Annotated in this window: 32 protein-coding genes; 11 read left to right on the forward strand and 21 right to left on the reverse strand. The window is 40.9% G+C overall.

Going from position 1 to position 25508, the window contains the following annotated elements; genetic code table 11:
- Positions 1 to 3: 3 nt before the first annotated feature.
- From DFO73_RS13655 to DFO73_RS13665, 3 genes are all read right to left on the reverse strand, one after another.
- A complete protein-coding gene (locus tag DFO73_RS13655) occupies positions 4 to 447 on the reverse strand; it encodes a threonine/serine exporter family protein (RefSeq protein ID WP_110065289.1) in 444 nt (147 codons plus the stop codon).
- Positions 448 to 487: 40 nt separating this feature from the next.
- Positions 488 to 1240 (reverse strand): threonine/serine exporter family protein, encoded by a 753-nt coding sequence (locus DFO73_RS13660; RefSeq protein ID WP_110065338.1) that lies wholly within the window; start codon positions 1238 to 1240, stop codon positions 488 to 490.
- 157 nt (positions 1241 to 1397) lie between these two features.
- Positions 1398 to 1721 (reverse strand): MerR family transcriptional regulator, encoded by a 324-nt coding sequence (locus tag DFO73_RS13665; RefSeq protein WP_110065290.1) that lies wholly within the window; start codon positions 1719 to 1721, stop codon positions 1398 to 1400.
- Between the two features lie 183 nt (positions 1722 to 1904).
- On the opposite strand from DFO73_RS13665, the gene fbpA reads away from it, so the two are divergent.
- The 4 genes from fbpA (at position 1905) to DFO73_RS13680 (ending at position 4133) form a co-directional block, all read left to right on the forward strand.
- Positions 1905 to 2069 carry a Fur-regulated basic protein FbpA gene (gene fbpA / locus DFO73_RS13670; RefSeq protein WP_110065291.1) on the forward strand — a complete coding sequence of 55 codons (165 nt, stop codon included), beginning with the start codon at positions 1905 to 1907 and terminating at the stop codon, positions 2067 to 2069.
- 13 nt (positions 2070 to 2082) lie between these two features.
- Entirely contained in the window at positions 2083 to 2220 is a 138-nt protein-coding gene (locus DFO73_RS28695) for a hypothetical protein (protein ID WP_181396018.1), read from the forward strand.
- 400 nt (positions 2221 to 2620) lie between these two features.
- Positions 2621 to 2929 (forward strand): PadR family transcriptional regulator, encoded by a 309-nt coding sequence (locus DFO73_RS13675; RefSeq protein WP_110065292.1) that lies wholly within the window; start codon positions 2621 to 2623, stop codon positions 2927 to 2929.
- Positions 2930 to 2942: 13 nt separating this feature from the next.
- Complete coding sequence (locus DFO73_RS13680) at positions 2943 to 4133, forward strand: chromate transporter (protein WP_110065293.1); 1191 nt, start codon at positions 2943 to 2945, stop codon at positions 4131 to 4133.
- Positions 4134 to 4280: 147 nt separating this feature from the next.
- On the opposite strand, the gene DFO73_RS13685 is transcribed toward DFO73_RS13680, so the two are convergent.
- The 12 genes from DFO73_RS13685 to DFO73_RS13740 all read right to left on the reverse strand — a co-directional run bounded on the left by DFO73_RS13685 (position 4281) and on the right by DFO73_RS13740 (position 14539).
- The gene (locus DFO73_RS13685) at positions 4281 to 6008 is read right to left on the reverse strand and encodes a PAS domain-containing sensor histidine kinase (protein WP_110065294.1); all 1728 of its coding nucleotides are present in this window, start codon (positions 6006 to 6008) and stop codon (positions 4281 to 4283) included.
- A gap of 20 nt (positions 6009 to 6028) precedes the next feature.
- Positions 6029 to 6487, reverse strand: coding sequence for a GAF domain-containing protein (locus tag DFO73_RS13690; protein ID WP_110065295.1), 459 nt, complete (start codon positions 6485 to 6487; stop codon positions 6029 to 6031).
- Complete coding sequence (locus DFO73_RS13695) at positions 6477 to 7130, reverse strand: response regulator (RefSeq protein WP_110065296.1); 654 nt, start codon at positions 7128 to 7130, stop codon at positions 6477 to 6479. The genes DFO73_RS13690 and DFO73_RS13695 overlap by 11 nt, the downstream gene beginning before the upstream one ends.
- A 96-nt stretch (positions 7131 to 7226) precedes the next feature.
- Positions 7227 to 7877, reverse strand: coding sequence for a sensor histidine kinase (locus tag DFO73_RS13700; protein ID WP_110065297.1), 651 nt, complete (start codon positions 7875 to 7877; stop codon positions 7227 to 7229).
- A 52-nt stretch (positions 7878 to 7929) separates the two neighbouring features.
- Entirely contained in the window at positions 7930 to 9438 is a 1509-nt protein-coding gene (locus DFO73_RS13705; protein ID WP_110065298.1) for a nitrate/nitrite transporter, read from the reverse strand.
- A 5-nt stretch (positions 9439 to 9443) separates the two neighbouring features.
- Positions 9444 to 9719, reverse strand: a complete 276-nt coding sequence (locus tag DFO73_RS13710; RefSeq protein ID WP_110065299.1) for a hypothetical protein — start codon at positions 9717 to 9719, stop codon at positions 9444 to 9446.
- Positions 9706 to 10017 carry a hypothetical protein gene (locus tag DFO73_RS13715; RefSeq protein ID WP_110065300.1) on the reverse strand — a complete coding sequence of 104 codons (312 nt, stop codon included), beginning with the start codon at positions 10015 to 10017 and terminating at the stop codon, positions 9706 to 9708. Before DFO73_RS13715 ends, DFO73_RS13710 begins: the two co-directional genes overlap by 14 nt.
- 5 nt (positions 10018 to 10022) lie before the next feature.
- Positions 10023 to 10214 carry a hypothetical protein gene (locus DFO73_RS13720; protein ID WP_110065301.1) on the reverse strand — a complete coding sequence of 64 codons (192 nt, stop codon included), beginning with the start codon at positions 10212 to 10214 and terminating at the stop codon, positions 10023 to 10025.
- Positions 10204 to 10728, reverse strand: coding sequence for a Rieske (2Fe-2S) protein (locus tag DFO73_RS13725; RefSeq protein WP_110065302.1), 525 nt, complete (start codon positions 10726 to 10728; stop codon positions 10204 to 10206). Before DFO73_RS13725 ends, DFO73_RS13720 begins: the two co-directional genes overlap by 11 nt.
- Positions 10729 to 10740: 12 nt before the next feature.
- Positions 10741 to 11301 (reverse strand): 4Fe-4S dicluster domain-containing protein, encoded by a 561-nt coding sequence (locus DFO73_RS13730; protein ID WP_110065303.1) that lies wholly within the window; start codon positions 11299 to 11301, stop codon positions 10741 to 10743.
- Positions 11302 to 13470, reverse strand: coding sequence for a molybdopterin oxidoreductase family protein (locus DFO73_RS13735; protein WP_110065304.1), 2169 nt, complete (start codon positions 13468 to 13470; stop codon positions 11302 to 11304).
- Entirely contained in the window at positions 13457 to 14539 is a 1083-nt protein-coding gene (locus tag DFO73_RS13740; RefSeq protein WP_110065305.1) for a hypothetical protein, read from the reverse strand. The genes DFO73_RS13735 and DFO73_RS13740 overlap by 14 nt, the downstream gene beginning before the upstream one ends.
- A 334-nt stretch (positions 14540 to 14873) precedes the next feature.
- On the opposite strand from DFO73_RS13740, the gene DFO73_RS13745 reads away from it, so the two are divergent.
- Together DFO73_RS13745 and DFO73_RS13750 are read left to right on the forward strand one after the other, a co-directional pair.
- Positions 14874 to 15203, forward strand: a complete 330-nt coding sequence (locus tag DFO73_RS13745; RefSeq protein WP_110065306.1) for a hypothetical protein — start codon at positions 14874 to 14876, stop codon at positions 15201 to 15203.
- A 65-nt stretch (positions 15204 to 15268) separates the two neighbouring features.
- Positions 15269 to 15517: a hypothetical protein gene (locus DFO73_RS13750; protein ID WP_110065307.1), complete on the forward strand. Its 249-nt coding sequence runs from the start codon at positions 15269 to 15271 to the stop codon at positions 15515 to 15517.
- 222 nt (positions 15518 to 15739) lie between these two features.
- Here DFO73_RS13750 and DFO73_RS13755 read toward each other — a convergent pair whose 3' ends face one another.
- A complete protein-coding gene (locus DFO73_RS13755; protein ID WP_258309475.1) occupies positions 15740 to 16066 on the reverse strand; it encodes a hydrolase in 327 nt (108 codons plus the stop codon).
- A gap of 165 nt (positions 16067 to 16231) precedes the next feature.
- Between DFO73_RS13755 and DFO73_RS13760 the strand changes: the two genes are divergently transcribed.
- The gene (locus tag DFO73_RS13760; RefSeq protein ID WP_110065309.1) at positions 16232 to 16744 is read left to right on the forward strand and encodes a DUF3231 family protein; all 513 of its coding nucleotides are present in this window, start codon (positions 16232 to 16234) and stop codon (positions 16742 to 16744) included.
- A gap of 835 nt (positions 16745 to 17579) precedes the next feature.
- Here DFO73_RS13760 and DFO73_RS13770 read toward each other — a convergent pair.
- The gene (locus tag DFO73_RS13770; RefSeq protein WP_110065310.1) at positions 17580 to 17858 is read right to left on the reverse strand and encodes a hypothetical protein; all 279 of its coding nucleotides are present in this window, start codon (positions 17856 to 17858) and stop codon (positions 17580 to 17582) included.
- A gap of 153 nt (positions 17859 to 18011) precedes the next feature.
- Here DFO73_RS13770 and DFO73_RS28700 point away from each other — a divergent pair, with 153 nt between their 5' ends.
- On the forward strand, positions 18012 to 18149 hold the full coding sequence (locus tag DFO73_RS28700; protein WP_181396019.1) for a hypothetical protein: 138 nt from the start codon (positions 18012 to 18014) through the stop codon (positions 18147 to 18149).
- Between the two features lie 380 nt (positions 18150 to 18529).
- Here DFO73_RS28700 and DFO73_RS13780 read toward each other — a convergent pair whose 3' ends face one another.
- A complete protein-coding gene (locus DFO73_RS13780; protein ID WP_110065312.1) occupies positions 18530 to 20662 on the reverse strand; it encodes a peptidoglycan D,D-transpeptidase FtsI family protein in 2133 nt (710 codons plus the stop codon).
- A gap of 249 nt (positions 20663 to 20911) precedes the next feature.
- Here DFO73_RS13780 and DFO73_RS13785 point away from each other — a divergent pair, with 249 nt between their 5' ends.
- Entirely contained in the window at positions 20912 to 21376 is a 465-nt protein-coding gene (locus tag DFO73_RS13785) for a DinB family protein (RefSeq protein WP_110065313.1), read from the forward strand.
- A gap of 32 nt (positions 21377 to 21408) precedes the next feature.
- Here the strand turns inward: DFO73_RS13785 and DFO73_RS13790 are convergent, their stop codons facing one another.
- Together DFO73_RS13790 and DFO73_RS13795 are read right to left on the reverse strand one after the other, a co-directional pair.
- A complete protein-coding gene (locus tag DFO73_RS13790) occupies positions 21409 to 22080 on the reverse strand; it encodes an SOS response-associated peptidase (protein WP_110065314.1) in 672 nt (223 codons plus the stop codon).
- Positions 22081 to 22109: 29 nt separating this feature from the next.
- Entirely contained in the window at positions 22110 to 23459 is a 1350-nt protein-coding gene (locus DFO73_RS13795) for a TrkH family potassium uptake protein (RefSeq protein WP_110065315.1), read from the reverse strand.
- Between the two features lie 173 nt (positions 23460 to 23632).
- Between DFO73_RS13795 and DFO73_RS28705 the strand changes: the two genes are divergently transcribed.
- On the forward strand, positions 23633 to 23788 hold the full coding sequence (locus tag DFO73_RS28705; protein ID WP_181396020.1) for a hypothetical protein: 156 nt from the start codon (positions 23633 to 23635) through the stop codon (positions 23786 to 23788).
- Positions 23789 to 23820: 32 nt separating this feature from the next.
- Here the strand turns inward: DFO73_RS28705 and cdaS are convergent, their stop codons facing one another.
- Complete coding sequence (cdaS, locus tag DFO73_RS13800; RefSeq protein ID WP_110065316.1) at positions 23821 to 24420, reverse strand: sporulation-specific diadenylate cyclase CdaS; 600 nt, start codon at positions 24418 to 24420, stop codon at positions 23821 to 23823.
- A gap of 371 nt (positions 24421 to 24791) precedes the next feature.
- Here cdaS and DFO73_RS13805 point away from each other — a divergent pair, with 371 nt between their 5' ends.
- Positions 24792 to 25388 carry a class I SAM-dependent methyltransferase gene (locus DFO73_RS13805; protein ID WP_110065317.1) on the forward strand — a complete coding sequence of 199 codons (597 nt, stop codon included), beginning with the start codon at positions 24792 to 24794 and terminating at the stop codon, positions 25386 to 25388.
- Positions 25389 to 25508 lie beyond the last annotated feature (120 nt).

Genomic DNA, 25508 nt, shown 5'->3' on the forward strand with positions numbered 1-25508 from the left:
AAATCAATGACTTCTTTCCGATTTAAACTGAACCTTGCGGATGATTTGATTAAGAACTTCGGATATCACCAGCCCAACCGCTATCGCACCCGAAATCATAAAGGCTTTTGCAGCAAGCTGAATAGCGGTATTGTAATCATTTTCAACAAAGTTCCGCATCGCATCATAAGCCAACCCGCCTGGCACGAGCGGAATGATGCCTGCAACACTGAAAATGATAATAGGCGTTTTATATATTTTGGCAAAAACCTGGCTGATCACTGCAATCGTAAATGCAGCAATTAACGAAGAAATAACGGCATCGTACTGGCGGGTAACCAGCCATATATAAACGAACCAGCCCACCATGCCGACAAACCCGCATTTCAGCAATGATTTTTTCGGCGCATTGAAAAGAACGCCAAACCCTGCCGATGCTATAAAACTTGTGATTAAGTGAGTTAACATTCATTCATTCCTCCGTTTTAAGCAAAACTAGCTTTTACGTTTAAAAAGTGAACACAAGAGCAATCCCCGCTCCAATTGCAAAGGCTGTCAGAAAGGCTTCCGCTCCCTTCGACAACCCTGATACCAGATGACCGGCCATTAAATCACGGACGGCATTGGTAATAAGCAGTCCGGGAACCAGCGGCATTACCGAGCCAATGATAATTTTATCGAGCTCGGTCCCTAATCCAAATATAACAAACAGATATGCTAAAAGCCCAATTAATAAGGAAGCAATAAACTCGGAAAAAAACTTGATCTGCACGACCCTGTGAACAAATATAAATGAAGCAAAGCCCAATCCCCCTGTAATCATGGCAGGGATAAAATCTGCCCATTTCCCTAGAAACATAATCAGGAAACAGCCGCTTGCAATAGAAGCCGCAAGAACCTGCTGGTAAACGGGAAAGGTATAGTCAGCCCTTTCAATTTCTTTCAGTCTGGCTAAGGCTTCTTGCCCGCCGAGCTCGCCGCTGCTGATCTTTCGAGATATCCCGTTAACTAGTGTTACTTTATACAAATCAGTTGAACGTTCGGATATCCGGATAAGTTTCGCTGGTTCTGTTCCATCCGTTGAAAAAATGATCCCGGTGGGCGTCACATAACTGTGTGAATGCGGAATTCCCAAAGAGGCTGCAATTCTAGTCATCGTGTCCTCCACCCGGTACGTTTCTGCGCCTCCCTGCAGCATAATTTTCCCTGCAAGCAGGCATAATTCGATTACTTGTATTGTTGTAGGAAACTCTTTCCCCATTCTTTCACCCGCTTTAGTATCCATTTTTATGAAACCCTCTTTTATAAGGTTAAATCTTAAAGGAAATGATAAACGAAAGAAAGAGCTTTTGAGGAAAAATTTATATAATAAATCAAAAAAACGATTATTCTTTTAAAGAATAACCGCTTTTAGAGCTTTATTTTTTTCGAATGCCGAATTGTGCGTTAAGCTGTCCCTGTATCATTTTTGACCGTGTCGCTTTGTCGTCCTTTTTCTTTTTCCTTTTTAATTCAGACCGTATTTCTTCCGTTCTAACTCCTTCTTCCCTTTTGTTTGCAATATCGATAAGCCTCTCAACATCGGAAAAGGAATACTTTCTGCTTCCACGGTCTGATCTTTCCGGAAATACTAATTTCCTTTCTTCATAATAGCGAATCTGCCGCTCACTTAGCCCTGTCAATTCACTCACCGTTCCGATCGAAATGACTTTTCTGTTCTTGTAAGAAGCTTCATTCTCCAATCAATGTCACCTCAAATTCAACTGATTTCTTTCATTATACTAATCTCACAGTTAATTTCATCAAATATGTAAGAAAATCTGACATCAATTAAAAAACCGTGTTAAAAAACCTAACATATTCAATGACGGAAAACTTATCTTTTTATAGAATGACAGAAACATTAAAGAAAAGAGGAGATCCAGATGCAATATTTACGTAAGGCAATTGAGAAAAAGCGACAATATTTAATCGATTTGCTGATTAAATCAGGAGGAGAATATCAGCATTCCGAGCCGGCACTGCAAAAGCTGACTCTAACGGAGCTCGAGATTATTTTTAAGAAGCATAAAAACGGGAACAGCTTTTAATAGGAGGATGACCATGAAGACGCAAGATGCGATTGACCTGGCGAAAAAAATAATCGAACTTGATTTATTGCGTGATGAGATGTGGGAAAGCTTCGCTGCTGCGGCCGGTGACCAGGCTTATGAAATCTTAAGAAATGTACAGAATAATTAACAATGAACGCTTGGATAAAGCGTTCTTTTTTATGTAAGGCTCTGTTATAGCATATTGTTGTTTTTTAACACCTTTTGATTTGAGCAGAAGGCACGAACTCCTCGAAAGTGCATTCGCATTTTCTTCGTGTGGTATTTATTCGAGGATACTTATTCAACGTCCTGCGGGAGTGCGGATCAAAGGGTGACCCCGCAGGAGCAAAGCGACGAGGAGCGTCGGACCACCCGCGTTCGCTGAGAGCCTGCAGTGGAAATCAACAGGCTAATTTAACAGAGCTATGTAAATATCAGGGTATTGCAAAGATTACTCTAATCCCCTTTTCATATTCTGTTTAATTTGTTATTATGCCAATATCGGTTTTCGATATTGGCTTTCGAAATTGGAAAAAGGAGGACTCTCTTTGGAGGATAAAATAGTAAGAAAGCTGTTTTTAGGGTTTATTCAAATCCATATTCTTCACCATGCAAAAGAACATCCCATATTTGGCATGTGGATGCTTGAAGAATTAAAGGAACATGGATATAGCATTAGTTCCGGAACTTTATATCCAATCCTTCATTCAATGGAATCCGATGGCCTTCTCCATCAGGAGCAAAAAAATGTGGACGGTAAAATCCGAAAATATTATACAGCTACTGAAAAAGGAAAGATGGTTTTAGAGGAAGCGAGAAAGAAAGCCTACGAGCTTTTCAAAGAAATAAAAGATTAAAAGGAGATGCATAATGGGCAAGAATAAAATAAGTTTAAAGTCTTTACTGGAAATACTAATTGTTTCAACAAGACTCGGATTCACATCCTTCGGCGGACCTGTGGCACATCTTGGCTATTTCCACGACGAGTATGTTCGAAGAAGGAAATGGATGGATGAAAAGAGCTATGCTGATTTGGTTGCTTTATGCCAGTTCCTCCCCGGACCGGCTAGCAGCCAGGTTGGAATTGGCATTGGAGTAATGCGGGCTGGTGTAGCCGGCGGCATCATGGCCTTCCTTGGATTTACCCTGCCATCTGTCATTGCACTGATCATCTTTGCCATCTTGCTGCAGGGTACAGATGTGGCAGAAGCGGGCTGGATACACGGCCTAAAAATTGTCGCAGTGGCCGTAGTTGCGCATGCAGTTTTAGGAATGGCGCAAAAGCTGGTACCTGACCTGCCAAGAAAAACAATTGCCTTAATTGCCATTATTGCTACTTTATTATGGCAAACAGCATTTACACAAGTCGCAATCATTCTAATCTCAGGATTTATTGGATTTTTAATTTACAAAAAGCATGCCGAGAATAATGACGCAGAGATACATTTTCCTATTTCAAAAAGGTTTGCTATCGGATGCCTAGTGCTATTTTTTGGTCTGTTAATATTGCTGCCTATCCTAAGGGAGTTTACGGCTCTAAACTGGGTAGCTTTATTCGATAGCTTTTATCGTTCAGGTTCGCTTGTTTTCGGAGGAGGCCACGTGGTACTTCCATTACTGGAGCGCGAGTTTGTCCCGGCTGGCTGGCTAAGTGAAGAAGCCTTTCTGGCAGGTTACGGTGCAGCCCAGGCAGTGCCAGGACCCTTATTTACTTTCGCTGCTTATATTGGAGCAGCAATCAATGGATGGCAAGGCGGTTTGCTCGCAACAGCGGCTATTTTCCTGCCGGCTTTTCTCTTGATTTTAGGTACTCTCCCTTTCTGGGACAGCCTTCGCCGCAATCCAAAAATAAAAGGTGCTTTAATGGGTGTGAACGCAGCAGTAGTTGGTATCTTAATAGCAGCCTTTTACCACCCCATTTGGACAAGCAGCATTCTTGAACCTGCAGATTTTGCCTTTGCCGCAGTTCTTTTCAGCATGCTGGTCTATTGGAAGCTTCCGCCATGGGTTATTGTTGTGACTGGTGCAATTGGCGGAAATATATTGGGTTTGATTCTTTAAAAGGGTTTTGTTAAGTAATTTCTGTCCTTCATATCCTTATGAAGGACTTTTTCGAACCTTTTTCATACGTTTTTGTCCCTCCAGACGCTTATAGAGAACCATATTGCCGTATAGAAAAAGCTGCCGATTTTACGGCAGCTTTTTTTCCTATAAAGGAATTTCAAGGACGACCCTTGTTCCTTTTTCTTCTGCTGAATGGACTTTTATAGAACCTCCAGCGGCTTTAGCTCTTTCTTCCATGCTGAAAAGTCCGACACCGCGTGTGACTTTATCAACATTAAAGCCTTTCCCCTTATCTTCGATGACTATGCGGATTTCTTCATCTATTTGGCGGATTGTGACAGCTGCTTCTTCTGTATCGGCGTATTTCCTGACATTGGTCAGCGCTTCCTGAATAATCCTGTAGATCGTAATCTCTTTGTTGGAACTAAGGCGGGAGGTCAGGTAACAATCGAAATGGACATTAATATTATGATGTTCGGAATAACGGACCAAATAGGAACGTATAGCCGGAATCAGCCCCAAATCATCAAGAACAGAAGGTCGAAGCTCCCATGAAAGATCACGAAGCTCTTCAATAATCTCAGTCGCTTCATCCTGCATTTGATCTAGGAGAGGATGACTGATTTCTGCCTGCAGCCTGTTAATCGTAATTAAATGGCTGTATAGATTTTGGCCAATTCCGTCGTGAAGCTCCCGCGACAATCTCTTCCGTTCATCCTCCTGAACATCAATAATTCTTGTCATCATTTTTTGCAGCTCTTCTTCTGCATTCTTTCTTTGGGTAACTTCATGGCGGATGGCGAGATGCTGATAAGGCTTCCCTTTTTCATCAAGGAAAGGCACAATGGTTGTATCAACCCAATAATAAGTTCCGTCCTTTGCTTTGTTTTTGATTTCCCCCTTCCACACTTGGCCTGAGGTAATCGTTTTCCATAAATCCTTAAAAAACTCTTTGGAATGATAGCCAGAGTTTATAATCCTATGATCCTGCCCAAGCAATTCTTCTCTTGAATATTTTGAAATTTTACAGAATTGATTATTAACATATTTTATGGCGCCTTTTTGATCTGTGATCGCCACTATTGACGATGCATCAAGGGCAAACTTTAAGTCTATCAGTTCATTTACAGATTTTTTCAGTTCCGCAACGACACGCTTATACTCAGTTATTTCCTTGCGGATAGCCAGATATTTGTAGGGGTTCCCCTTCTCATCCATGAAAGGCACAATTGTCGTATGAACCCAATATAAAGTTCCATCCTTAGCTCTATTTTTAATTTCACCGCGCCAGACATTCCCGCTGGAGATCGTTTTCCAGAGGTTCTCCATAAACTCTTTGGAATGATAACCGGAATTAATAATTCTATGGTCTTTGCCAATCAGCTCTTCAGCGGAATATTTTGAAACCTCACAGAACTTTTCGTTTACATATTTAATTTTCCCTTTTTGGTCGGTAAAGGCTACAATCGTTGATTCATCCAGAGCGAATTGAAGGTCCACCAGTTCATTTAAGGGATATGATTGCTGTTTTTTCAAACGCGATCGGTCTTTTACAGAATGAAAAACGATTAAAAAAAAGCTTTCCTGGCCAAAGTTGAAAGAATTTATTCTATAAAAAATCGAAAAACTTTGCCCGTTCCTATGCCTTCCATACTGATGGATTACTTTGCCTTCCTCAGCAGTGAGCGAAGTTATTCCTGGCAATAATTCTTTAAGGCTCTTTCCCAACAATTCATTGTCCTTGTAGCCGAATTGATCATGTGCCTGCTGATTCGCGTAGGAGATGTTGCCCGATTCATTAATAAGAATGGTAGCATCGCTGGAATCAGGAGCAATCTCTCTTTTATTATGTAATTGATCATTCCTGTCCATTTTCTTTCCTCCAGTTGAATTTAGATTAGGCCGCTCAGCTTTTCTTCCAGCCTTCTGACGGCTGACCGAACTGCGCTCTGCTCACCTTCATTAATAGGCTGACCGGTTCGATTCCCAATCAAAAGCACACCTTTGGGAATGCCCTTAAAGTGGATCGGAACTGCATAGGCGAAATTAAGGCTTTCTGCAAGCATAATTGGATATTCAAGCGCTTTGCCAGAAATATTCTCTGGGAAGTTCTCCAAATACATCGGCCTTCCGGTTGAAATAACCTTCCCTGCAATGCCTTTTCCGTACCTGACAGTAATCCGTTTGTATTTTTCATTGCTATTGCCTGCAGCGTAATGCCACCTCACATCCGGCCCATCCGTATTTTGAAGGGCAAGACCGACAAAATCACATTCCAATTCAGATAGAACTTTTTCACAGGCTTGATCAATCTGGCCGTTTCCAGCCTGGCTGCATCCCTTATATTCCATACCCTAACAGCCCCTTTTTTAGTGCATAGGAAACAAGCTCAGGCCTTGTTTTCATTTGGAGCTTTTCCATCAGATTGCCTTTGTGTGTTTCAACTGTCTTAACACTTATGACAAGCTGTTCGGCAATTTCTTTATTTGAGAAGCCTTTGGCGATTAATGTCAGAACTTCCTTCTCGCGGTCAGACAGGAGATTGAATGTGTCGGTGTTTCCTTGCTTTACGGTTCCGATATATTCTTCCATCAGCCTTTTCGTTGCAGATGGATGCAAGTAAGCATTTCCACCGGCAACTGAACGGATGGCAGCCACCAACTCATCATGCGGAGCACTTTTTAAAATACAGCCGGAAGCACCAGACTGAATGGCCCTGAATAAATATTCCTCATCATCATGCATAGTCAAAATCAGGATGGCTACATCCGGCATAAGTTTTTTTAATTCTGAAGTTGCAGACAATCCATCCTTTCCATGCGGCATGCTTAAATCCATCACTACCACATCAGGCTTTAAGTCAAGCGACTGCTGAATCCCCTCATTACCTTCCGAAGCTTCACCGACTACCTGCATATCTTTATGATTATTTAAAAGCATTTTCAAACCCATTCTAACTACTGCATGGTCATCGCACAGTAAAATTTTTATCAAGCCGGCTCCCCCTTAACATTGTCCGTATAATAAATGATTTAAAATAGACAACAAGGGATTCGCTTTTGCGCAATCCCTTGTTCTTTCTAACTAATCTTAGTATAACGGAAGGGTAATTTCTATTGAAGTCCCTTCCCCAATATTGGAGTTTATCTTGCATTTTCCGTTGATTAAGCACATACGTTCTATCATAGCAGCAAGGCCTGTCGATTTTTTCATAGCTGAGTCGACATCAAAACCTTTGCCCTGATCTTTTACGCTGATTGAAAGCTTGCCTGGCTCCCAATGAAATACAATAATCGCACTCATGGTATCAGCATATCTTGCTATGTTCGCTAAAGCTTCCTGGCAAATGCGGAACAAGGTAATGCTTTCCCTCTCGCTGATCTGCACCTCTATCCCCTCGTTTTGCAAATCAACAGTGATTCCATAGGTAGAAGTAAATAACTTAAGATAACTCTTCATGGCCGGGAGCAGGCCAAGCGTTTCAAGAGTAGGGGGATGCAATTCCACAGCCAGAAGCCTGATTTCCTGAATTGTTTTTTCGAGCATTTGCGCCATATCCCCTACATAACCTTTCAAATCTGGCAGATTTACAGCAGCTTCAATGAATTGCATGCCGGTGTAAAGACTATAAAGCGTTTGACCAACCCCTTCGTGAAGCTCCAGGGCAATGCGCTTGATCTCCTCTTCCTGAGATTGAATAATGTAGGAACTGATAGTATTCTTTGCTGGCTGGGTTTCCATTTCACCCCTCCTCCTTGCTATTAAAATGCAATTATAAAAAAAGTCTGGCTTGTTATTTCACCTGTTTCACTCTATGGCTTGAGATATCACTAAACATTCCGGCATATTGTATTACATCTCCGGCATCATTTTTAATCGCACTAATGGTGAGCCATTGCAGGTATTCCTCCCCATCTTTCCGGCTGTTCCAAATTTCCCCTTGCCAGAATCCCCTTGATTCGATTGTTTTCCATAAGTCCTGATAAAAGCCTTTGGACTGTCTTCCAGATTTAAGTATATTAGGGTTTTTGCCTATCACTTCTTCTTCCAGATAACCAGTGATTTCTGTAAATGCGGGATTTACAGATATAATCTTTCCGTTCCTATCTGTAACCAGAATACCCTCAACGGTGTGGTCAATCACCTGGCTTGCAATTTCCATTTTCCCTTGGAAGTACATCCATATAACCAGGATTAGACTGGCAAGCGCAACTTCAGACAAGGCCATAAAGCCAATTGCATAATGGCCAGTCATATTAAATAATAGTGTCAAAATCAGCGGCGGGAAGAATCCGCCAAGACCACCCATTGCAGAGACAATTCCGTTAACAATGCCGGCCTGCTTTTGGAAGTACATTGGAACAAGCTTAAAGATCACTCCATTTCCAATCCCTGCAGAGAAAGCAATGCTTAAGCACCCGAATGTATACCATGTGATAGATGGGGATAATGAAAGAATCACCGCAGATACAGTATAAATCCCAAAAACGAACATAAGCAGAATCAATGAATGGAAGCGGTCAGCAAGCCATCCTCCTATCGGTCTCATAGCAGTCGCAAGGACAATAAAGCCAGCTGTTCTTAAACCTGCATCCACTTTATCCAGTTCAAAATGTGCAACAAGGAAGTTTGGCAGATAAATGGTGAATGCGACAAAAGATCCAAATGTAATAAAATAGAACAAGCTTAAAAGCCAAAGTTTTTCATTTTTATAGACACCTTTGATTTGTTCAAGGAGAGGTGTATTGACCTTTACCTCTTTTTTATCACCAAGAAAGAAGTTAGCGGCAACAAAGATTCCAAGAATGACAAGGTAAATTTGCACCGTTGCAGACCAACCAAATTTAGTTGCCATAACAGGAGCAGCAAATGCAGTAACAGCTGTTCCCAGGTTACCAGCACCGTAAATTCCATTTACAAAGCCGTGGCGTTCTTTTGGATAATACTTTGGAAGTGATGTCACACCAACAGAGAAAACGGCTCCTCCAAGTCCAAGGAATAACCCGCCAATCAACAGGTCGGTAATAGAATCCGCTATGCTGATATAGTAAACAGGAAATAATAGCAGGATAAAGCTGAACATAAAAATCTTTCTTGCGCCGAATTGATTTGCATAGTAGCCTAGCGGAATGCGAAGCAGCGATCCGAGGATAACCGGAACTGCTGTTACAAGTGCCAGCTTATCGGCTGGAATATTTATATCTTCCTTGATAAACGGCATAAGTGATGAGATTAATACCCATACCATAAAGCCAGCTATTAAATTCATCGTCTGTAAAGGAAGCTGTATTTTTCTTATCATTATTTTCACGCTCTCTTCTTAATTACATATTTTAAACCAGCATCATGATCAAATGCAGCCCATTCCTGCTCTGTTGCTTCCACAGAGGAAGTTAGGGGAACCGCAAAGAAATTTATATGGTCAAAATAAATGCGCAAGTGTGTTTCATCAGGGCATAGTCCGGTTTTTTGTATGACTTTAGGGACAAAGGGGGCTTTGTCATTCCCTTCTTCATCCAGTATCGCTACCTGAACGTTTTGAAGAACAAATGCATCCAAATCTTCTTTTTTAATGAGTTCCACAGCTGCTGCACCCTCCCTTTGCAGGATAGATATACATTTGGTATCCCTGCAAATTTCTCCAGAAAGAGTCATCGGCATGGTCTTCAATAAAATCAATGGTTTCGTCTTCTGACTCCCATTTGCTCATGCCTTTTACTTCAGCGACAACAATATCCATGCCGCCCTCGTTCTTTTCATCAAGGTACCAGTTCAGGCGAACCCCTTTAAATAACTCAGTAAGCATTTGATCAACCTCTAATGCAAAGTTTCCAGATGCCTCTCTGACAAAACAAAAATCAAGAAAAGTCTCATTGTTCATTAAAATCACGCCCTCATGTTAATCGTCTTTTTATAAGCGAATACAGCCAAGGGAAATAATACAATATTTAACCCGCCGAAAATTAACACATTCACATAGTTTTCGTAATAGTATTGATGGACCATATACTGGGTAAATACAATATTCATCATTAATATAGCTGCCAAAACGATGACGCCAATATAGCTACGCTTCATAACGTTTCACCCTCACTGCATAAATTGCTCCATTTTCCACCTTAACCTGTATTTCCGGAAGCGGCCTTCTTGGCGGTCCGGCAGTCGGTGCGCCAGTTTCCACATCAAATTTTCCGTGGTGGCAAGGACAAACCATCTCCCCTTGTTCCTTTACCCAAAAAACCGGACAGCGGAGATGTGTACAGGCGTTTTGGTAGGCAACATAATTGTTTTCGGATAATCGAATGAGGATGGCATCATCATGATCTCCAGGAAACTTGAAATCCACTGCATTCCCTATCGGCAATTTGCTTACATCTGTTATTTTTTTATGCGGATATTCTTTTTCGCCCAGACCCATTAATTCTTTTGCAGCTACAGCACCCCATGGAAGGGAGGAAACTGCAAATACGCCTGCAGCTCCAACCAATGTTTTCATAAATCCCCGTCTGTCCAGCTTTCTTTCATTATTCCGTTCAATATTATGGGTGTAATTATCTTCGTTAAAGGGAATTTTATTATTTTTATCTGACATCCCTAATCCCTCCTAATACAGCTTTGTAATGCCCTGCAGGATTCCCGGCAGATTTACTTTAACGTTTGTTTCGCCTTCCAGGTACGGCATGCTTGTGACCCATTTGCCGTTATCAAGGTTAAATTGCTTCTTTTTGTTTTCAATTTCCTCATCTGTCAGCCACTGAAGTGTATTGGATGGACATACACTCGCACACATTGGCGGGATGCCATCCTTGGTCCGGTCAATACACAAGTCACATTTATACATTAAGTTTTGTTCGGTATCAAATTTTGGTATGCCATAAGGACATGCAATCGTACAGTTTTGGCACCCAATGCATTTTTCAACGAGGGCAGATAAAACTGCCCCTGTTTCATGGATCTGGATTGCCTGGGCCGGACAGCTTCTCGCACATGCCGGATTCTCACAGTGAAGGCACATAAGAGGCATCGTCTGCCGGTTAACGAGAGGGTTTACATCGTAAACATAGTTCCTGTTTCGTTCCTCATGCCCTCCGCATTGCGTACATGCTGCCAGGCATGAACGGCATCCTATACAGTTTTCTAGTTCCAAGTACAGCCTCTTTTTCATTTATTGCACCTTCTTCATTTCGACTTTTTCCAGCTGGGCAGCACATGCCTTAAATTCCGGCATGCGGGAAATTGGATCCAGCGCAGCTATGGTTAATAGATTAATAGAGTCTTCATGTCCAAAATGGTAAGGAACGAAAACCGTATCCTTTCGAATTGCTTCTGTTATTTTCACTTTATAAATGGCTTCGCCCCTTCTAGTAAACAGGCGGACTCTTTCTTCATGTTCCATATTGTATTTTGCTGCTGTTTCAGGATGGACCTCCACAAACGGCTCAGGACACATGTCATGCAGGAACGGAATCCTTCTTGTCTGGTTGCCGGATAAATAGTGGTATACAACACGCCCGGTTGTTAAGCGGAGCGGATATTTTTCACAAGGCTCTTCAGCCGGCGGCCGGTATGGAAGTGCACATATTTTAGCTTTACCATCAGGGTGATAGAACTTTTTATCAAGAAACATATGCGGTGTTCCCTGGTCATTTTCATCCTTGCAAGGCCAGAATACACCGTCCTGTTTATCGATCTTTTCCCATGTGGCACCATAGTAGTCGGCATATCCGCCTTTACTTGCCAATCTGAATTCATCTGCAACATCTCTTGCTGATTTCAAGTGGGAAAATTGCTTTCCTCTTCCTAGCCGTTCAGCCAGCTCTACTTGAATCTGCCAGTCTGGCTTGGATTCTCCTAATGGCTCCTGTGCTTTATTGATTTTGATGATGCGTCCTTCAATGTTCGTTACAGTTCCTTCATCTTCAGACCAGGTTACGGATGGAAGAATGACATCTGCAAATTCCGCTGATTCTGAAAGATAGAAATCTGAGCAAACCATGAAATCCAAAGTTTTCAGCGCTTTTCTTACAAAGTTCTGATTTGGGGCTGATACAGCCGGATTTGAGCAAAGCAGATACAAACCGCGAATTGTTTTCTTCTCCATTAGTTCAAACATTTCGTATGCGGAAACACCCGGTTTCGGCATTTCATCAGGTGTGATGTTCCATACCTGGCAAACCTCTTTAACATGTTCAGGATTTGTAATTTTACGGTACCCTGGCAGCAAATCGGATTTTTGTCCATGCTCCCTTCCGCCCTGGCCGTTACCCTGGCCTGTAAAAGTGGCTACCCCTGCTTTCGGGCGGCCGATTTTCCCTGTTACAAGCGCCATATTTGTGTAAGCTGACACATTGTCTACACCTTTATGCTGCTGTTCGACTCCGCGTGCAAACATAACAACCGCATTTGGCGCCTTGCCGTAAAGCTCTGCTGCACGAATTATTTTTTCAGGTGCCACACCAGTCAGCATGCTGGTATATTCCGGGGTAAAATCTTTAACAAGCTCTTTCGTTTCTTCAAATCCGTTTGTATGGTTGTTGATAAATTCCTCATCTATATAGCCTAATTCGATTAATTGATTAACAATCCCATTTGCAAGTGCAAGGTCAGTTCCCGGCTGCAAATCAAGGTGAAGGTCTGCTCTTCTGGCAATCGGTGTTTCACGCGGATCTACCACTATGATATAACCGCCCCTTTCCTGCACATTCCAGATTCGGAACATGGAAGTTGGATGGCATTCAGCCGTGTTGCTTCCTGCAATAAATAGACAATCTGTTTCATGGATATCAGTCCATGGCAGTGTTGAACCTCTATCCACACCGAAAGAGCGGAGGAATCCGCCGGCAGCGCTTGACATACAGAAGCGGCCATTGTAATCGATATAGCGTGTTCCAAGGGCAACACGTGCAAATTTGCCAGTCAGATAACATTTTTCATTTGTCATGGAAACACCGCTGAACACAGATAATGAATCTTTTCCATATTCCGTTTGGAGCCCAGTGAATTTCTTGGCAATCAGGTCGTATGCCTCATCCCAGCTTGCTTCCCGGAATCCTTTAGTAGTTCCTTTTAGTGAAGCATCATCCCGGATCAGCGGTTTTAAAAGCCGGTCCTTATGGTTAGTCTGCTGATAGGCTGTAACACCTTTCGGGCACATTTTTCCGACTGTAACCGGCCAGTCATACCTCGGTTCAACCCCGATGATTTTATTTGTCTGTGTATTAACCCTCAGATTCATACCGCATTGCATGCCGCAATAGCTGCAATGCGTTTTGATTAATTTTTCATTTGGATGGTTTAAATTCTCTATTTCTTTAAAAAACTTATCCCTTTGCATTCTGGTTTGCCTCCTTGACCTTCACTTCATGAGTAGGGAATCCGGAAAATTGTGCAATCCGGTATTTCCTTCGGCAAGGAAGGCACATTTCTGCAAGATGGTGGCCTTCCTTTGATTTAAATTGAATATCGTTCATGCCGAGCACATCGACGACATCTTTTGATTGTTCTGATGAAGCAAACTGATCTCCGCACACTTTGCATTCCTTCATGGCTTGCTCCGCATAATGCTCTTTGTAGTTTCTTGCCAGAACACTCATTGGGCGGAAAGGAATATGTGCCAGCTTTCCAAATGGCAGGTAAATTAAAGTAATTATGACTGACCATTGATGAATCAGGGACATCGCCGGCTGTCCAGCACCATGTAAAAATATGTTCATAAATGTTAGGGCTAATCCAGTAATACTAACAAGAAGCAGCATATATAACGGCATGAAATCATAAAGGAATTTCTGTTCAGCTCTTGCCTGCATGTTTTTCAAGCGGCGGTACAGAGCCATGCAAACGCCCGCTATTACCATTACAGCCGTAATATTCAGAGCGTTAAAAGAAAGATTTGCGATGATGCCATCCGCAGGAACAGTCATTACCTGCATTCCGAATGCAATAATGTTATAGTAGCCATTGTCGTCCATCGTAAAGTACATCCAGCCGAAAACGAGCGGAAAAGTAACAAAGCAGGAAAGAATACATCCCCAACCGATTAACACGTGCTGGGTCCATCGGTAAATTCCCCTATTCCAGATGAAATTGTAAGTGGCAAGATGTTCAACTGAAGTTTTAGGTGTTGATTTTCGAAATAACAATTTCAGGCCTTTTTTTAGAATGATCTTTGTTGGAGGGCGTTCACCCCAGGCAATAAACCGGGAAAAAAAACCTCCAAGAAAGACGATTGTTCCAACCATATATCCGTAAAGGTTCAAATCCACATGTGTAAACATTCTTGTTCCGATAAAAGATAAGATTGCAAGTGCTGTTACTGATAAAAACATCGACTTAGCAAAGTTTGATGCAAATGCATTGTTTAGTGTATTTCCTGTTTTTTGATTGACTGCAGCTTTTGCCTGCATATTAACTCCTCCTCATTCACAAACAATTACCTTAACCTTATTGTAAAAGCGGGAAGAGTTTTTACATATCGGGGAAACTCCCCATTAGGAGGGGGAAATTCCCCTATCTTTAACAAAGTGAAACTTTTATGGTGTTTAGTTAAATTAATCGGGGGATTTATCGGAAGTTGTAACCGTTCACTCTTATTGCAAGTAAATAAACTCACTGCGCACTTAAATTGCAAGCAAGAAATCCGGAATGAATGAGGGAAAATAAAAAAATTGCCTGCTTTGAGGTCTGCAATTTGAAACTATAGTTAACACTCATCCGTATATCATATGAGGAGGCGGGCTGATGAAAAGGAATTTGATTATAATGCTCATTACATTATTGGCGGAATCGGTGATTACACTCTTTATTTCAAGAGCATTATCCATTCGATTTATAGAAATTATGTTTTTTGCAGGAGTAGTTTTTACCGCCTTAAGTGTATGGTTCTCAGGGAGCGGAGGAACGGTAACGAGATTTATTGACATCACAACAAGTGCCCGAACTGGATTATTAACAAAACGGGAAGAGTTTCACTTCAGGCCAAATTATGTTGTTCTGGGTTCTGCGATATTCCTTCTTATTGGATTGGTTTTATTTATTTTACTTTTAACAAACGTGATCCCTCCTGCTTAAAATAAGTGCAGGAGGCCTTTTGCATATGATAAAATGAACTTAATCTTTTCGAAGGAGTTGTAAATATGGCTAAATCAGCTGCAAAAAAATTCCGTGATAAAGCTGTTCGCGAGGGAAAAAGAAATCCTGAATCGAATCGCAGCCCATTTGCTTTTACGGATATGCGAACAAGACAAACGAAGACCAAGAAAGATCATTTAAATACAAGCAGACATAAGAACCGCTTTTCTGAAGAATACAGAAGAGATGGTTCTTTTTATTTTGTTCTGAAAACCTTTCAGCATAATGTATTTTTGGATTCGTTGATATCTTGAAAAATTCGTTGATATAATCCCCTTTTTCGTTGATATATCAAAATTTTCGTTGATAAAATGACTTTTTCCTTGATAAATTCATTTTCCAGCTTAAAATTAATTTTTTTCGTATTCTATATGGGAACATTCATCCTAATTTACCGCCGATCCCTGTAATGACAACAAAAAGCGGCCTGTCCATATGGAAACCAGCCGCGTACCTTCTAAATATTCAATTAAATTTTATCCCCTGTTTAAAATGCCCATCTTTTCGATATTTCTGCGGGCTTCTTCATCACCGAGTTCGTAAATCATCCCATATATTCCTTCCATACTTGCATCATAATTGCGATTTTGATCCTCCTCTTTCTCTTCCACAAAAGGGACATGCGCCAATTCAAATGTTTTCATATCCGCGTCATAATTTCGTCTGATATAATCGGCTAATTTTGCTATTTCTTTATCTGTAGCAAAAATTTTAAACTGCCAGTCAGCATCTTCATCTGGCTCAGGATATACTTGAGCATTTTCGATATCTATATAGTATGTTTTTTTAGCTTGTTCCATCATTTCATCTCCTCTTTCTTTTATGGGTATTTACCACAATTGTGTAGACTTTAACCTTTTCATCGTCCTGATTTATTAGAAGGCATTTTAAATAAGCAATTGGGCATGCTATACCTGTGCAATTTTAGGAAGGTGGCACATATCATGAATTTTTTCAGGAGGTATACAATGGGTATTTTAAGCGGTAATCCGAAAGACGAGCCGATGCATTATGGCGAGGTCTATAGCGCATGGTCTTACTTGTTGGCAGGCAAGGGCATGGCGTCAGCATATCAAACGATGATTAGCCACACCGGAGATGAAGACTTGAAAAAATTGCTTGAAGAAGCTATCCGCCTTTCCAAGCAAGAAGAAGAACAAATCGAAGCACTCTTAAAGGAGAACGGGATTGGGCTGCCTCCAGCACCGCCGGATCGCCCTGATGCATGTGTGAATGATATTCCAGCTGGTGCAAGGTTTATGGATCCCGAAGTAGCAGCTAAATTATCTGGGGATATCGCAGCAGGAATGGTTGGATGCAGTACGATTATGGGCCAATGCATTCGTGAAGACATTTCCGGCATGTTTGGCCAATTCCATACGCAAAAAGCTGCACTGGGTGTTAAGGTTCTCCGTATGAATAAAGAAAAAGGCTGGCTCATTCCTCCTCCGCTGCATCTTCACAAATCGGATAATTGCTAATAAAAAAACAGACCGAGTACTGTACAACTATCAATACTTAAAGAAAAAGAGCAGACCCTGCTTTCCGTCTGCTCTTTTACCATCTTATACGCTTTTTTAAAGCTAGGGCTTAATTCACTCCATACATCGAAAAGATTTTCTTCCGGATCGGAAAAAACAAAGTTACGGACAGAATGCCCGGGGTCCCTGCTTTTACCTTTCGAAAAAGAAGCTCTTTGCTCAGACTTTCCAATTGTGCGAGTCCATCTGCTTCAAAAACGCTTGTTTCCGTCTGTATCCATAAAGTTCATGCTCTCTTGTTCAGAAGATTCGACAAGGAAGAAATTTCAGCTCGCCGTATTGATAATGGGCACTTTATCCTTTTATCGTTATAGCTTTCAACCGCTCAAGCTTTTCCATATACCACTTAATGGATTACATGCATTTGTGACAGGTATGTATACTTTTCCGACTCTTAAAAGCTTTTGCCCCATTATATAACACCCTTTATTTAATCCTTCTATTTGCAGATTCTATCCAATCCCATTGAATCCCTTTTTTTATTGGCTCTGTTAAAGTTGCGTGTTAATTTCCGCTCAAGAAACTGCTTTCCGCGGGTGATCCGGGAGCCTCCTCAGCGTTTTACGCCAGCTGGGTCTCCCTTTGGTACGCTATTCCCGCAGGACTCTGAACAAGCATCCTTGAATAAAAAACGCACGAAGGAAATCGGAATGCATTTACGAGGAACTCGCGCTTTCCACTCCATTCAGCATGTACTAAATCAACACTTAGCTTTAAAACCATAGCCAAATACAAAAAAGCCCTAATCTTAAATAAGACTAAGGCTCGGTTTTGTTTAAGAATATTTACTATCACTAGAATCAGGGGAAACCATACCACCGGCGCCGCTTGAATTGATATCAGGTTCAACGCCTTCAGGCTGTGATGGCAGTACTTTATTTTTCTTTTGGTTTGGAAGGCCGGAATGCTCCTGGAGATATTTATCATTTTCCATAATCGTTACAACTTGAAAACCCGTTCCATCCAGCTGCTCCTTCAATTGATCAAATACCTTTGTTTGGTCCTTATTCAATTCCTGTTCATCGTATTGAAGCTCAACGTTAATTGTTTTCATGATAGCGACCTCCTTTTTAAAACTATTTTCCCGAATGTCCTTTTCTTAAACTACAGCAGCTGCTTTTAAAATGGTAGAGTTTTTTCAATAAATTGTTTATGGTACTAAAAATAGGTTATAAGTAAAATAACAACTAGAACGGGAGCTTGATAGATGATTAAGGAAACAGAGTATTTATCGTTTATTAATGAGATTGGGCGCCTGTTTAATGATTATTACAAGTGCCATGATGAGAAAATAAAACAAATTCTCCTGGATGATATTAGGTTAATCGGGCAGGCACTCCATTAAATCACCCTTTTGTCTAAGGATATAAATTCCAATTCGTTCATTCCTTCTGGATTTTTGAATATATTTAAAGTATGTTCATCGGAAGAAAGGAGCAGAAGCATGTGGTTTTGGATTCTGATAATCTCCATTCCTATTATAATCTTGGCTATTTTGGAAGAAACGATTCAATTTCTCGTTAACCGTAAAATTTTTGGAAAAAGTGAAAAACAGTTTAAACTTAGAGAGAAACTCAGACATGTAAGGAATAAATTTCTGTACAAGAAAAGCCCTTCCCAATAAGGAAAGGCTTTTCTTGTATGATTGCAGTTTCGGCGGCTTGCGATGAAATGGCCACCCTTGATCGATCTTACCTATCCTTTTAGATAGAATATAACAAGAAATTAGGATACTTCTGTTTCTGTATTCTCTTCTTTTTCTTCTGTAAGCTGTTCGTGTTTTTTTCCGGACATCCGCTGCTTTTTCAATGCAAAATATGTGTCCAAAACCCTTCTGCCTATTTCATAGTTGGCTGTATGTCCGCTTCGTCCCTGATACGCCCACGGAACAATAACAGACATGGCAATTTCAGGATTGTTATGTGGTGCATAGGCAACGAGGCTTAAATTCATAACATCAATTAGGGGATCTCCTTTTTTTCTAAGGGGTCCATCGTAAAAGGCCTCCGCTGTACCTGTTTTCCCAGCCGGAGAATAAGGAGCGTCAGCAAATCTTCTATATGCTGTTCCTTCCGGGTGCTGCATAACCTGCCTTAAACCTTCTTTTACAGTGCTTAACTCTCTATCGGTTACATCGATCGTATTCAGAACAGTTGGCTGAATATCCTTCCAAATTGGCCCTAACTCATTTTGCACATTAGAAGGCTCTCGAATTTCTTTTACAAGGCGCGGCTGAATTCGGTAGCCCCCATTAGCAATGGTTGATATATATTGTGCCATTTGCATTGGAGTATACGTATCATACTGGCCGATAGCAAGGTCGAGCAGGAACCCAGGCAAACGAAGCGGCCCCTCATACCCTGCCATTTCATTCGGCAAGTCAATGCCAGTTCTTACACCAAGACCGAACTGGCCGAAGGAATCTCTCATATCTTCAAATGCCCTTGGGTTTTTAAATCCAAGAGGCTGGTCATAAGCGTATCGTGCATCAGCTATTTCTACAGCTGTTTTAAACATATAAACGTTCGAGGAAATACGCAAAGCCCTGGTCTCATTCATTACAGCCTGAAAATTAAACCAGGACTTTTTCACCTGCGGAGTTCCTGCAATTTTCATTGGGGCATCCAAGAAAGTTGTTCCCGGAGTAATGGCACCTGTTTTATATCCTGTCAAAACCGTAGCACCCTTAACTGATGAGCCAACATTATAAGAGGATGCAATTGTTCCAAGCGCATAATCCTGAAGAACCGTTTTGCCGTCGTCATCTTTGCCGATCATTTTTCCAGCCATCGTCAGGACTTCTCCTGTATGGGGATCCATTAACACGACAAATGCACGATCCATTAAATAGGTTCCGCCAGTCCGTTTTGCCGCCCAAATTTCCTCTTCCAATATTTTTTCCACTGCCCGCTGGAGATCCATATCAATCGTTAGGACAAGATCTTTTCCCCTTTGTCCATCCGAAACCATTTCACTTCCGAGAATTTCACCTTTTTTGGTAATAAGTCTCTCTTTTGATTTTTGTCCGTGCAGGACATCCTCATATTGCATTTCAAGATAGCTTTTCCCTACCCGTTCATTTCTGCTGTAATCTCTTGCAAGAAAATAATCCACCCTTTCCTCAGGCAGCCCTTCGTTCGAATCCGTAACTTTCCCGAGAACAGTTTGAAGTGTATTGCCAAAGGCGTATGTACGGTCCCAATCTGTAGTCGTATTGACTCCAGGCAGATATTGCAGGTTTTCGCTTACAGCCGCGTATTCTTCAGGAGTTACACTCTCATTTTTCACAATTTGAGGAGTCATGGCATAGCCGCTTGTAAACTCTCTATAGATTGCGAGAACCTCAAGATCTTGTTCACTTAGCTGATTAAGATCTTCATCTGTAATTCTTTCAAGCTGCATCTCATAGATTTGTTTATCGGTAAGCTTTTTGCTTTCAAAAAGCTCCCATTCCTTTTCAGTAATTTTTTCTTTAACAGCTTCAGGATTTTTCATGATCCAAAAATCCTTTTTATCCCGTTCCCTCACCTTATCCGGCTTTTTATCAATTAGTACAGCCAGTCTTTCTGCTACCTCCACCATCTCTTCCTGTTTGGCATTCCGGTTTGTATACGTAATCGCACTTTTTGGGATATTATCCACGATTAGCCGATGATTCCTGTCCAACATCCTTCCCCTTGGAACCGGGCTGGAAACGATGACGTCTTCCGTCCTTTCAACCTCCTTTTTATATGTCTCTCCATTAACGATTTGAACGACTCCAAGCCTTAAAATAAGCAATGAAAATAGAATAAAAACTGCAAAAAATAATAAATTGACCCTAAATGGCACATGGCTTTTCTTTTTCTTTTTTCCCATGCTGGAATCTCCCCCCTTTTGAACACTATGTCTGTATGCCAGAGATTCTTCAAAATCTTTTATACTCTGTTAATTTATTCCACAGATATTGTAAAATTCCTGCCAGATAATGCTCTAAAATAATGTTTGTTGAAGAGTCATGCCAAGGCTAAAGGCAAAAAAATTTAGAAAAAGAAAATTTAATGGTAGGATTTTAAGGAATTGTAGTTGAAAATAGTATTTGGATTATTCATTCTAGGAGGGATTATGATGGAAAGATCACAAAAGCGCTTAAACTATTTCTTATCACATCGCAGTGTAACAAATAAACTTATCAATAAAATTGAAGAGAAAAATTATGATTACAAGCCAACTGAAACAAGCATGCCTGCGGGCAAATTAGCCACTCATATGCTCACTTCCTTTTATATGTTTGTAAGAACCGTAAAAGACGGCAATGCAGCAATCTTTGGCGAAAAATTTGTTGACGTGCCGGAAAATCTATCAGAAGCGGCTGCCGCCTACACAGAAAAGACAAAAGATTTAATATCTTCCCTGACAAATGAGGAATTGGAAAGAAGCATTGATATGAAACAGATTTTTGGGATTGAGTTAACAGGAAGCCAGCTTCTTCAGATTGCCATGGACCATGAAATCCATCATAAAGGGAACTTATTTGTTTATGTCCGCGAAATGGGACATACAGACCTGCCGATGTTTGTAAACAGAGGATAAGAAAAAGGACGCCCCTGCGGCGCCTTTTTTTTTTATAAACTATTAAGCGGAGAAATCAGCTCTGCCAGTTCATTTTTGGGAGAGTTAACTTTAGAAGATACCGGGTACTTGTCCATTTTCTCAGCCGAATAAGGAACCAGCAAAGATTTCAGATAGTCAGTATCATTAAAGTTCGGATTAAGCCAATCCTCAAAATCGCTTTTATTTAATATAACCGGCATCCGATCATGGACTTCTTCCGTTACTTCATTAGGGTCTGTTGTAATGATTGTACAGCTCATGAGGGGATTTTCCCCTTTATTCCATGTATCCCAAACTCCCGCCAAAGCAAAGGGCTCTTCATCTTTCATAATAAATCTGTAAGGCTGTTTTCCTTCTTCTGTTTTCCTCCATTCATAAAAACCGTCTGTAAGGATTAAACATCGTTTTCTTTTAAATGGTGTTTTAAAGCTGGGCTTTGAATCAATGCCTTCCGCTCTGGCATTGATCATTTTAAAACCAATCTTTTCGTCTTTGGCCCAAAAGGGGACGAGCCCCCACTTCATCTGTTTGCCTATCCGCTGCTCTCCGTTTCCAATAACCGTCAATATATTTTGGCTCGGTGCAATATTGTACCTGGGTACAATCTCTCCGCCTGAATATTCAAATTCAAATGCCATCTGGAGCTTATGGATTGTCTCGGTCAGAGTAAAACGCCCGCACATAAAATTTACCTCCATTCTAAAAAATATTTTTAACCAACGATTATTCTCTCTTTAGGGTAATGGTAATTATCATCGTACTGTTCATGTTTATTTATAATGAACAAAAAGGATAGGATTCCAATTCTTCCAATAAACATAAGAGCAATAATAACATACTTCCCGAATGTGCTTAAGTCCGGAGTAATCCCCATCGACAAACCCGTTGTCCCGAAGGCGGAACATACTTCAAAGATTATTTGCATTAGGGTAAATTTTTCTGAAATGGATAGAAGGATAACGGCCATAAAACATAGCCCTACAGCCATCATTGTCACAATAACAGATTTATTAACGTCCTCCTCATGAATTTCTCTTTTGAAGATTTTTATCGTTTTCTTCCCTTTGGCAAAGTGATAGATATGTAAAACATTAAGAGCAAAAGTAGTTGTCCTTACTCCTCCGCCTACCGAGCTTGGAGAAGCACCAATAAACATTAAAAAGCTGATTACAAGCAAAGTCGGTTCAGAGAACTGAGAGACATCCATAGTCGCCAAGCCCCCGTTCCTTGTCGTCGACGATTGAAAAAACGCGTAGAAGAAAGCTTCATGCCACTCTTTACCCTTAAAGAAGTGATTAAATTCCAATAGCAGAATCAAAATTGTGCCTAAAAGCATTAAAAAGAAAAAGGTAAGTGTTGTTAATTTTGTATATAACGTAAACCGGAAGAACTTGTCTTTATTAAACAAAAAGGCTTTTAACTCTATTAAAACAGGAAAACCGATTGCCCCTAGAGTAAGTAAAAGAATATTAATTGATTGCACAAAATAGTCATTTGCAAATGGCACAAGCGAGGAGCCGGTAATATCAAAACCTGCATTTGTGGTCGCACTTACTGAAGCGAATGCCCCTTGCAGAAACGCCTCCTGCCATGTTGGGTAATAATTTAGAAAATAAAAGCCAAGTATTATAGCGCCGATGCATTCAATCACAAGGATCAAAAGCAGGATTTGTTTTACTAAGACAACTAGGCCAGCTAGATTGGTCTGATTTTGGTCAATCATAATCAAACGTCTTTCTTTAAGGCCAATCCTTTTTTTGACTACCAGCCATAAAAAGGTCCCAAGCGTCATTATGCCGATACCGCCAAATTGAAGAATGAACATTAAAAAGAAAATGCCCGTGGTACTTAATGTATCGACTGTGGATACCACAGTTAGCCCTGTTACACTTACTGCGCTAACTGCAGTAAATAGCGCATCTGTGAAAGACCAGGACATGCCCGGTTTTCGAGCGACAGGCAAACTTAATAAAATGACAGAAATCGTAACTGCTACAGCATAGAAGGAGACGATCAGCTGTGTTGGTGTTAAAGCATTGATTTTATTCTTTATCCTGTTCATTTACCCCACCAATTCTTTATGTATTTGAAATACCCTTACGATAATTCAAAATGTGTATTCATGCAAGATAAATTTATTGCCGGTCTTTTAATAATTTTACTGGAGACATTAATCTATTTTGTAAGATGGTGCATATTAAAACTGTTATCACTTTATTTAAAGGAGGATGCTGGATGACAAAACAAGGCAGACAAAATGCAAACCAAACTAGAGAACAAATTGAAAAGCAGGATAAAAGGAATGATATAGAACTAGGAAGCGACTTTCAGATTGGCAATAACAAATCACAAAGCCAGAAGAAGAGCGGAAAACAAATGAACAAGAAATAAAACAGGAAATCCCCCAATCTCAGGGGGATTTTTTATGTTCTCACTGTATACAGCTGACCATCAACAGCAAATGAAATTCGGCCAGTTTCCTCGGAAACAATAATGACAACTGCATCCGTTTTCTCTGTAATTCCCAACGCAGCCCTATGCCTTGTCCCGAGCTTCTTCCCCTCTATGCTTTTCCTTGCAAGAGGTAAAATATTGCCTGCCGAGATTATCATATCTTCTTTTATAAGGGTCCCCCCATCATGGAGAGGATTTCCCGGAAAAAAGATCGTTTCCAGCAAGGTATGGCTGACCTTGGCCCCGATTGACGTTCCATTATGCAGATAATCATCAAGCGGCTGCCTTCTCTCCACAATAATAAGACCGCCATGCCTTTTTTCCGATAAATGCTGGGCAGCCAATGACAGGTTTGAATATTCCTTTGTATATGGTGATAAATAAGACTGCAAATAATAAGTGGAAGCAATGTTGTGGGCATCTGTCACCATTTTCTGCAATCTTTCAAAATCGGATAAAATACAGCAGTTGAAGTCCTCCAGCGTTTTGGAAAGTGAATGAAGCTGCTGATCTATATTGCCAATATACCGGTTTAAGTCATTTCGATACTGTTCCTCACCATAAATCACCGGACTTCCTCCAATCCTTTTTCATATTAGTACCTTTTCCTGTAAAAAAATATTTATCCACATCCATACTAACAGAAGGCTCTGTTAAAGCATTGTATTGGTATTGGCACACTGTTGATTGGAGTTGGAAGGCGTGAAATCCTTGAAAATGCATTGGCATTTCCTTCGAGGATGCTTATTCAAAGTCCAGCGTCAAAAGCGAGTTAACGGGAGACCCTGCAGGCTTAATGCTGCCAGGAAGGCTCGGCTCTGGGACCGTCCACTGAAAAGCAAAGGCCTGGATTGAAAATCAACAGCCAAGTTTAACAGAAAAAGGTTTAGAAACCGCAAAAAAGGATTAAATATAAGTATTACGCAACGAGGTGAGAGACATGTTTGAAATTTTGGCAAAACAATTTGAAAAACCTGAAGGAATAATAGGAAAACTTGCGGGTAAAATTATGTATTTTGAAAACCGTAAGATTAATAAATGGACAGTGGGAAAACTCAAGATAAAACGCAGAGACTCTATTTTAGAGGTTGGTTACGGTCCTGGATACAGCATCCGTTATATCATGGACAATTACCGCCATGTAGAAGCGGATGGAGTCGACGTTTCAAAAGATATGAAATCAGCTGCAGCAAAGCTGAATGACGATTGTATTCAGCAAGGGAAAGTCAGGTTGTTCGTAAAGGACATACATGATTTCTTTCCGGATAAAAAATATCACAAGATCTTCTCAGTTAACAATTATCCTTTGTGGACCAAACCAAGAGAATCCCTGCAGCACCTATATGGAATGCTTGAAAGCAAGGGACAGATCGCGATTACTGTGCAGCCGCGAGAAGAAGGAGCAAATGAAACGATAACGAAAAGTCTTGGACAAGTAATTAAATCAGATATGGAAGCAGCCGGCTTCCATTCCATATCAATTTCTTATAAAAATGCACGGCCTATGGTAACAGTCTGTGTAACAGGAATTAAATAAATAATACAAAAAGAGTGGGGAAATAATATTCCCCACTCTTTTTGTATGCTGCATTACCAGCCTCGACTGGCGCCTCCGCCTCCGGAAGAACCGCCTCCCCCTCCACGGGGACCGCCTCCC

Source organism: Cytobacillus oceanisediminis, assembly GCF_003182355.1.
GTDB classification, from domain to species: domain Bacteria; phylum Bacillota; class Bacilli; order Bacillales; family Cytobacillaceae; genus Cytobacillus; species Cytobacillus oceanisediminis_A.

What these genes read in the sequence shown, in the direction of transcription:
- DFO73_RS28700 (WP_181396019.1), top strand. Translation starts at nt 18,012, where the DNA reads ATGATTAAGGAAACAGAGTATTTATCGTTTATTAATGAGATTGGGCGC.
- DFO73_RS13685 (WP_110065294.1), bottom strand. Translation starts at nt 6,008, where the DNA reads ATGGACAGGAATGATCAATTACATAATAAAAGAGAGATTGCTCCTGAT.
- DFO73_RS13745 (WP_110065306.1), top strand. Translation starts at nt 14,874, where the DNA reads ATGAAAAGGAATTTGATTATAATGCTCATTACATTATTGGCGGAATCG.
- DFO73_RS13790 (WP_110065314.1), bottom strand. Translation starts at nt 22,080, where the DNA reads ATGTGCGGGCGTTTTACTCTGACCGAGACAATCCATAAGCTCCAGATG.
- DFO73_RS13680 (WP_110065293.1), top strand. Translation starts at nt 2,943, where the DNA reads ATGGGCAAGAATAAAATAAGTTTAAAGTCTTTACTGGAAATACTAATT.
- DFO73_RS13700 (WP_110065297.1), bottom strand. Translation starts at nt 7,877, where the DNA reads ATGGAAACCCAGCCAGCAAAGAATACTATCAGTTCCTACATTATTCAA.
- DFO73_RS13750 (WP_110065307.1), top strand. Translation starts at nt 15,269, where the DNA reads ATGGCTAAATCAGCTGCAAAAAAATTCCGTGATAAAGCTGTTCGCGAG.
- DFO73_RS13705 (WP_110065298.1), bottom strand. Translation starts at nt 9,438, where the DNA reads ATGATAAGAAAAATACAGCTTCCTTTACAGACGATGAATTTAATAGCT.
- DFO73_RS13785 (WP_110065313.1), top strand. Translation starts at nt 20,912, where the DNA reads ATGGAAAGATCACAAAAGCGCTTAAACTATTTCTTATCACATCGCAGT.
- DFO73_RS13755 (WP_258309475.1), bottom strand. Translation starts at nt 16,066, where the DNA reads ATGATGGAACAAGCTAAAAAAACATACTATATAGATATCGAAAATGCT.
- DFO73_RS13795 (WP_110065315.1), bottom strand. Translation starts at nt 23,459, where the DNA reads ATGAACAGGATAAAGAATAAAATCAATGCTTTAACACCAACACAGCTG.
- fbpA (WP_110065291.1), top strand. Translation starts at nt 1,905, where the DNA reads ATGCAATATTTACGTAAGGCAATTGAGAAAAAGCGACAATATTTAATC.
- DFO73_RS13730 (WP_110065303.1), bottom strand. Translation starts at nt 11,301, where the DNA reads ATGAAAAAGAGGCTGTACTTGGAACTAGAAAACTGTATAGGATGCCGT.
- DFO73_RS13720 (WP_110065301.1), bottom strand. Translation starts at nt 10,214, where the DNA reads ATGAAGCGTAGCTATATTGGCGTCATCGTTTTGGCAGCTATATTAATG.
- DFO73_RS13780 (WP_110065312.1), bottom strand. Translation starts at nt 20,662, where the DNA reads ATGGGAAAAAAGAAAAAGAAAAGCCATGTGCCATTTAGGGTCAATTTA.
- DFO73_RS13735 (WP_110065304.1), bottom strand. Translation starts at nt 13,470, where the DNA reads ATGCAAAGGGATAAGTTTTTTAAAGAAATAGAGAATTTAAACCATCCA.
- DFO73_RS13715 (WP_110065300.1), bottom strand. Translation starts at nt 10,017, where the DNA reads ATGAACAATGAGACTTTTCTTGATTTTTGTTTTGTCAGAGAGGCATCT.
- DFO73_RS13760 (WP_110065309.1), top strand. Translation starts at nt 16,232, where the DNA reads ATGGGTATTTTAAGCGGTAATCCGAAAGACGAGCCGATGCATTATGGC.
- DFO73_RS28705 (WP_181396020.1), top strand. Translation starts at nt 23,633, where the DNA reads ATGACAAAACAAGGCAGACAAAATGCAAACCAAACTAGAGAACAAATT.
- DFO73_RS13690 (WP_110065295.1), bottom strand. Translation starts at nt 6,487, where the DNA reads ATGGAATATAAGGGATGCAGCCAGGCTGGAAACGGCCAGATTGATCAA.
- DFO73_RS13660 (WP_110065338.1), bottom strand. Translation starts at nt 1,240, where the DNA reads ATGGGGAAAGAGTTTCCTACAACAATACAAGTAATCGAATTATGCCTG.
- DFO73_RS28695 (WP_181396018.1), top strand. Translation starts at nt 2,083, where the DNA reads ATGAAGACGCAAGATGCGATTGACCTGGCGAAAAAAATAATCGAACTT.
- DFO73_RS13805 (WP_110065317.1), top strand. Translation starts at nt 24,792, where the DNA reads ATGTTTGAAATTTTGGCAAAACAATTTGAAAAACCTGAAGGAATAATA.
- DFO73_RS13770 (WP_110065310.1), bottom strand. Translation starts at nt 17,858, where the DNA reads ATGAAAACAATTAACGTTGAGCTTCAATACGATGAACAGGAATTGAAT.
- DFO73_RS13725 (WP_110065302.1), bottom strand. Translation starts at nt 10,728, where the DNA reads ATGTCAGATAAAAATAATAAAATTCCCTTTAACGAAGATAATTACACC.
- DFO73_RS13740 (WP_110065305.1), bottom strand. Translation starts at nt 14,539, where the DNA reads ATGCAGGCAAAAGCTGCAGTCAATCAAAAAACAGGAAATACACTAAAC.
- DFO73_RS13655 (WP_110065289.1), bottom strand. Translation starts at nt 447, where the DNA reads ATGTTAACTCACTTAATCACAAGTTTTATAGCATCGGCAGGGTTTGGC.